The organism is Pseudomonas sp. (genome assembly GCF_049645325.1).
Classification (GTDB): Bacteria; Pseudomonadota; Gammaproteobacteria; order Pseudomonadales; family Pseudomonadaceae; genus Aquipseudomonas.
The window spans coordinates 1-6,534 of the sequence record NZ_JBARTQ010000471.1; the positions used below are offsets into that span (position 1 = coordinate 1).

Consider the following 6,534-nt stretch of genomic DNA (forward strand, 5'->3'; position numbering starts at 1 on the left):
ATCAAGGGCGATACCAAGATCGCCTCGGCCTGGATCGGCGACGGCGCTACGGCTGAATCGGACTTCCACACTGCCCTGACCTTCGCCCACGTTTACCGCGCGCCGGTGATCCTCAACGTCGTCAACAACCAGTGGGCCATTTCCACCTTCCAGGCCATCGCCGGCGGTGAAGCCACTACCTTCGCCGGACGCGGCGTGGGTTGAGGCATCGCCTCCCTGCGCGTGGACGGCAACGACTTCATCGCGGTATACGCCGCCTCCGCCTGGGCTGCCGAGCGTGCGCGCCGCAACCTGGGGCCAACGCTGATCGAGTGGGTCACCTACCGCGCCGGTCCGCACTCCACCTCCGATGACCCTTCCAAGTACCGCCCAGCCGATGACTGGAGCCATTTCCCGCTGGGCGACCCGATTGCCCGCCTCAAGCAGCACCTGATCAAGATTGGCCAGTGGTCCGAAGAGGAGCACGCGGCAGTCAGTGCCGAGCTGGAGGCCGAAGTGGTCAAGGCGCAAAAAGAAGCCGAACAGTACGGCACCCTCGCCGGCGGCCAGATTCCAAGCGCCGCGACCATGTTCGAAGACGTCTATAAAGAGATGCCGGAGCACTTGAAGCGCCAGCGTCAGGAGTTGGGGATCTGACATGAACGATCACAACAACCGTATTGAAGTGGAAACCGCCATGACCACCACCACCATGACCATGATCCAGGCCTTGCGCTCGGCCATGGATGTGATGCTCGAACGTGACGACAATGTGGTGGTGTTCGGCCAGGACGTCGGCTATTTCGGCGGCGTGTTCCGTTGCACCGAAGGTTTGCAGAGCAAGTACGGTAGCTCGCGGGTGTTTGACGCCCCGATTTCCGAAAGCGGCATCGTCGGCGTCGCAGTCGGCATGGGTGCCTACGGCCTGCGTCCGGTCGCCGAGATTCAATTCGCCGACTACGTCTACCCCGCCACCGACCAGATCATCTCCGAAGCGGCGCGCCTGCGTTATCGCTCGGCCGGCCAGTTCACGGCGCCGCTGACCATGCGCATGCCGTGCGGCGGCGGCATTTATGGCGGCCAGACCCACAGCCAGAGTATCGAAGCGGTGTTCACCCAGGTCTGCGGCCTGCGCACCGTGATGCCGTCCAACCCATACGACGCTAAAGGCCTGCTGATCGCCTCCATCGAAAACGATGACCCGGTGATCTTCCTGGAGCCCAAACGCCTGTACAACGGCCCGTTCGATGGCCACCACGACCGCCCGGTAACGCCGTGGTCGAAACACCCGCAAGCGCAAGTGCCGGACGGTTACTACACCGTGCCGCTGGACGTGGCCGCGATCGTGCGCCCAGGCTCGGCCGTCACCGTGCTGACCTACGGCACCACCGTGTATGTGTCGCAAGTCGCCGCTGAAGAAACCGGCATTGACGCCGAAGTCATCGACCTGCGCAGCCTGTGGCCGCTGGACCTGGAAACCATCGTTAAATCGGTGAAAAAGACCGGTCGCTGCGTGGTCGTCCACGAAGCCACGCGTACCTGCGGCTTTGGCGCCGAACTGGTGGCGCTGGTGCAGGAACATTGCTTCCACCACCTGGAAGCGCCGATCGAACGCGTCACCGGTTGGGACACCCCCTACCCGCACGCGCAGGAGTGGGCGTATTTCCCAGGGCCGACCCGAGTGGGCGCGGCGTTGAAACGGGTCATGGAGGTCTGAATGGGCACGCACGTTATCAAGATGCCGGACATTGGCGAAGGCATCGCAGAAGTTGAACTGTCGGTATGGCATGTGAAAGTTGGCGATCTGGTGGTTGAAGACCAGGTGCTGGCGGATGTAATGACCGACAAGGCGATGGTGGACATTCCCTCGCCCGTACACGGCAAAGTGATTTCCCTCGGCGGCGAGCCGGGTGAAGTCATGGCCGTGGGCAGCATTTTGATCAGTATTGAAGTGGAAGGCGCGGGGAACGCCAAAGATGCGCCGGCGGCGACGGCACCCGTGAAAGCGGCGCCGGCGCCAGTTGCGCCGGTGGTTGAAGCCAAGCCAGCGCCCGTGGTTGAGGCAAAGCCGGTGGCCAAGCCTGCCGCTGCGCCGGTGGCCCGTGAAGCCGACGAGCGCCCGCTGGCCTCGCCCGCCGTGCGCAAGCACGCTTTGGATGCGGGTATTCAACTGCGCCTGGTGCAGGGCTCCGGCCCGGCGGGCCGGATTCTGCACGAAGATCTGGAGGCGTTCTTGCTCCAGGGTCCGGCGCAACCTAACGCCACGGCCAACCCTTACGCCGAACGCAACAGCGAAGAACAGATCCCGGTGATCGGCATGCGCCGCAAGATCGCCCAGCGCATGCAGGACGCCACCCGGCGCGCCGCGCATTTCAGCTACGTGGAAGAAATCGACGTCACAGCCCTCGACGAGCTGCGCGTACACCTCAATGAAAAGCACGGCGCCACCCGCGGCAAGCTGACCTTGCTGCCGTTTATCGTGCGCGCCATGGTCGTGGCGTTACGTGATTTCCCGCAGATCAACGCGCGCTACGACGACGACGCCCAAGTCATCACCCGCCTCGGCGCGGTGCATGTGGGCGTCGCCACCCAGAGCGATGTCGGTTTGATGGTGCCGGTGGTGCGGCACGCCGAGGCACGCAGCCTGTGGGGCAATGCCGAGGAAATCGCGCGTTTGGCGAGCGCCGCGCGCAATGGCAAGGCCAGCCGCGATGAGCTGTCGGGCTCGACCATCACCCTGACCAGCCTGGGTGCCTTGGGCGGCATCGTCAGCACGCCGGTGCTGAATTTGCCGGAAGTGGCGATTGTCGGCGTCAACCGCATCGTGGAGCGGCCGATGGTCATCAAAGGCCAGATTGTGGTGCGCAAGATGATGAACCTCTCCAGCTCCTTCGATCACCGCGTGGTCGACGGCATGGACGCGGCGCTATTCATCCAGGCCATTCGCGGCCTGCTCGAACAACCCGCCAGCCTGTTCCTGGAGTAAGGGCATGACTCAGACATTGCATACCACGCTGCTGATTATCGGCGGCGGCCCTGGCGGCTACGTGGCCGCGATTCGCGCCGGCCAATTGGGCATCCCGACGATCCTGGTGGAAGGCCAGGCGCTGGGCGGCACCTGCCTGAATATCGGCTGCATCCCCTCCAAAGCCCTGATCCACGTGGCCGAGCAGTTCCAGCAAACCGTGCACCACAGCCAGGGCTCGCAACTGGGCATTGAAGTGGACGTGCCGACCCTGGACATCCGCAAAAGCGTGGAATGGAAAGACGGCATCGTTGATCGGCTGACCACCGGCGTCGCTGCGCTGCTGAAAAAACACAAAGTGCAGGTGATTCACGGCTGGGCCAAGGTCGTCGACGGCAAGACCGTCGACGTCGGTGACCAGCGCATCCAGTGCGAACACCTGCTGTTGGCCACCGGCTCAAAAAGCGTCAACCTGCCGATGCTGCCGATTGGCGGACCGATCATCTCCTCCACCGAAGCGCTGGCGCCGAAAAGTGTGCCCAAGCGCCTGATCGTGGTGGGCGGCGGTTACATCGGCCTGGAGCTGGGCATTGCCTACCGCAAGCTCGGCGCCGAGGTCAGTGTGGTCGAGGCGCAGGAGCGTATCCTGCCCGCCTACGACGCCGAACTCACCCAACCGGTGGGCGAATCCCTCAAGCAACTGGGCGTGAAGCTGTACCTCAAGCACAGCGTCACCGGTTTTGAGAACAATTGCCTGCAAGTGCGTGACCCCAACGGCGACACCTTGTCGCTGGAAACCGACCAGGTGCTAGTGGCCGTGGGTCGCAAACCCAACACCCAGGGCTGGAACCTTGAAGCGCTGAACCTGGACATGAACGGCGCGGCGATCAAGATCGACAGCCGTTGCCAGACCAGCATGCGCAATGTGTACGCGATTGGCGACCTCAGCGGCGAGCCGATGCTCGCGCACCGGGCCATGGCCCAGGGCGAAATGGTTGCCGAACTGATCAGCGGCCAGTCCCGCGAATTCAACCCGGCAGCGATTCCGGCGGTGTGCTTCACCGACCCGGAACTGGTGGTGGTCGGCAAGTCCCCGGACGAAGCCAAAGCGGCGGGCCTGGACTGCATCGTGTCGAGTTTCCCGTTCGCGGCGAATGGCCGGGCGATGACCCTGGAGTCGAAAACCGGCTTCGTGCGGGTGGTGGCACGCCGTGACAATCACCTGATCGTCGGCTGGCAAGCCGTTGGCGTTGGCGTCTCGGAGCTGTCGACGGCCTTTGGCCTGAGCCTGGAAATGGGCGCGCGCCTGGAAGACGTGGCCGGCACCATTCACGCCCACCCGACGCTCGGCGAAGCCGTGCAGGAAGCGGCGTTAAGAGCGTTGGGCCACGCGTTACACCTGTAGCACCGCACTCCCACATAAAGCAAGAATGAAGTATTGTTGCGCCCATCCAGAAAAAAAACCGACAAGCCTGCCTTCGACCAGGCGGTTGATCAGAGATAGAGGGTGTCATGGGTAACGAAAGCATCAATTGGGACAAGCTGGGTTTTGACTACATCAAGACCGACAAGCGGTTTCTCCAGGTCTGGAAAAACGGCGAATGGCAAGCCGGCACCCTGACCGACGACAACGTGCTGCACATCAGCGAGGGCTCCACTGCCCTGCACTATGGCCAGCAGTGCTTCGAGGGCCTCAAGGCCTACCGCTGCAAGGACGGTTCGATCAACCTGTTCCGCCCGGACCAGAACGCCGCCCGCATGCAACGCAGCTGCGCGCGCCTGCTGATGCCGCACGTGCCGACCGACGCATTCATCGAGGCTTGCAAACAAGTGGTTGCCGCCAACGAGCGCTTCATCCCGCCGTACGGCAGCGGCGGTGCGCTGTACCTGCGTCCGTTCGTGATCGGCACCGGTGACAACATCGGCGTGCGTACCGCGCCGGAGTTCATCTTCTCGGTGTTTTGCATCCCGGTCGGTGCCTACTTCAAAGGCGGGCTGGTGCCGCACAACTTCCAGATCTCCACCTTCGACCGCGCCGCGCCACAAGGCACCGGTGCCGCCAAGGTCGGTGGCAACTACGCCGCCAGCCTGATGCCAGGCTCGGAAGCCAAGAAGTCCGGCTTTGCCGATGCGATCTACCTGGACCCGATGACCCATTCGAAAATCGAAGAAGTCGGCTCGGCCAACTTCTTCGGGATCACCCACGACAACAAGTTCATCACGCCGAAGTCGCCTTCGGTGCTGCCAGGCATCACCCGCCTGTCGCTGATCGAACTGGCTCAGACCCGCCTGGGCCTGGAAGTGGTCGAGGGCGAAGTACACATCGACAAGCTGGATCAGTTCAAGGAAGCCGGTGCCTGCGGCACTGCAGCGGTGATTTCGCCGATTGGCGGCATCCAGTACAACGGCAAGCTGCATGTCTTTCACAGCGAAACCGAGGTCGGCCCGATCACCCAGAAGCTCTACAAAGAGCTGACCGGCGTGCAGACCGGCGACGTTGAAGCGCCAGCGGGCTGGATCGTCAAGGTCTAACCCGGCAGTACGCCACAGCACAAAACCCATGTGGGAGCTGGCTTGCCTGCGATAGCGGTGTATCAGTTACTGAATAAGTTAACTGTCCCACCGCCATCGCAGGCAAGCCAGCTCCCACAGTTGATTTCGGTGTTCTCACAGGTCCTTGGGGATATTCCCCGCAATCTTCTTGCCCATGCTGATCCGCGGCTCCGTCCCATACCCCAGCGCCTCGTAAAACCCCACCACCGCATCATTGCCACCGGTGATCTGCAGGTTGATCTTCATGCAGCCCAGCGCGGTCAACGCCTGTTCGGCATGACGTACCAACGAAGCACCCAGCCCCTGCCTGCGGTAATCGCTGTGCACCGCCACCGAATACAACCAGCCTCGATGCCCGTCGTAGCCTGCGAGGATGGTACCAATCACGGCTTTTTTATCGGTCGCCACGAAAAACAGCCCGTCGCTGACGGCCAGCTTCTTATCGATCGCCAGGGTCGGCAGGTTATGCGCCGTGTCGTAGCCAAAGGCCTCCTGCCATAGCGCAACCACCTGCGCGCGATGCTGACGGTCGCGGTACTGGCCGATCGGGTGGCGGGACAACACGGCCTTTTCCATCACCAGCGTGCGCTCGTTACCGTGATAGACATCGCGCACGGTGTGAAACCCCAACGTGGTATAGAACGGCTCAGCGGTCAGCGAAGACGGCACACTCAGCACCGTCACCCCTGCCTCGCGGGCGCGCAGTTCGATTTCGATCATCAACAGCCGACCGATGCCCTGCCCTTGCAGCGCCGGGTTGACGAACACCGAACGCACCACGTTGCCGTCGAGGGCCGCCGTGGCGACGATCACTTGACCTTGGACGGCCACCAGCACAACCCGGCGCTGGAGTAAGGCCAACACGGCGTCGGGCGAGAAATTACTGGCAACCCGGGCAATTACGTCCGCCGGGTAATCCCGCGCATTGCTGCTGTGCAAGGCCGCCAGGATGACCTGGCTGATGCCTTCGGCGTCGGAGGTTTGGGCAAGACGAACAGCGGTAGACATGCATTCCTCCTGGCTGACACGGATATCAC

5 protein-coding genes and 1 pseudogene are annotated in these 6,534 nt (G+C 62.8%); 5 read left to right on the top strand and 1 reads right to left on the bottom strand.

Features of this window, described 5'->3' with window-relative positions:
- From WBB95_RS20320 to WBB95_RS20340, 5 genes and pseudogenes are all read left to right on the top strand, one after another.
- Window positions 1–636 (top strand): annotated as a pseudogene (locus tag WBB95_RS20320) (thiamine pyrophosphate-dependent dehydrogenase E1 component subunit alpha); the annotation flags it as partial.
- A 1-nt stretch (window position 637) separates the two neighbouring features.
- Window positions 638–1,696: an alpha-ketoacid dehydrogenase subunit beta gene (locus WBB95_RS20325; protein ID WP_424489211.1), complete on the top strand. Its 1,059-nt coding sequence runs from the start codon at window positions 638–640 to the stop codon at window positions 1,694–1,696.
- Complete coding sequence (locus tag WBB95_RS20330) at window positions 1,697–2,965, top strand: dihydrolipoamide acetyltransferase family protein (protein WP_424489212.1); 1,269 nt, start codon at window positions 1,697–1,699, stop codon at window positions 2,963–2,965. It begins immediately after the preceding gene.
- A 4-nt stretch (window positions 2,966–2,969) separates the two neighbouring features.
- Window positions 2,970–4,349, top strand: coding sequence for a dihydrolipoyl dehydrogenase (gene lpdA / locus WBB95_RS20335; RefSeq protein ID WP_424489213.1), 1,380 nt, complete (start codon window positions 2,970–2,972; stop codon window positions 4,347–4,349).
- 107 nt (window positions 4,350–4,456) lie between these two features.
- Entirely contained in the window at window positions 4,457–5,476 is a 1,020-nt protein-coding gene (locus WBB95_RS20340; protein ID WP_424489214.1) for a branched-chain amino acid aminotransferase, read from the top strand.
- A gap of 135 nt (window positions 5,477–5,611) precedes the next feature.
- Here the strand turns inward: WBB95_RS20340 and WBB95_RS20345 are convergent, their stop codons facing one another.
- Window positions 5,612–6,505 (bottom strand): GNAT family acetyltransferase, encoded by an 894-nt coding sequence (locus WBB95_RS20345; RefSeq protein WP_424489215.1) that lies wholly within the window; start codon window positions 6,503–6,505, stop codon window positions 5,612–5,614.
- Window positions 6,506–6,534 lie beyond the last annotated feature (29 nt).

Coding starts and splice junctions, on each gene's coding strand:
- WBB95_RS20330 (WP_424489212.1), top strand. CDS start 1,697: ATGGGCACGCACGTTATCAAGATGCCGGACATTGGCGAAGGCATCGCA.
- WBB95_RS20325 (WP_424489211.1), top strand. CDS start 638: ATGAACGATCACAACAACCGTATTGAAGTGGAAACCGCCATGACCACC.
- WBB95_RS20340 (WP_424489214.1), top strand. CDS start 4,457: ATGGGTAACGAAAGCATCAATTGGGACAAGCTGGGTTTTGACTACATC.
- lpdA (WP_424489213.1), top strand. CDS start 2,970: ATGACTCAGACATTGCATACCACGCTGCTGATTATCGGCGGCGGCCCT.
- WBB95_RS20345 (WP_424489215.1), bottom strand. CDS start 6,505: ATGTCTACCGCTGTTCGTCTTGCCCAAACCTCCGACGCCGAAGGCATC.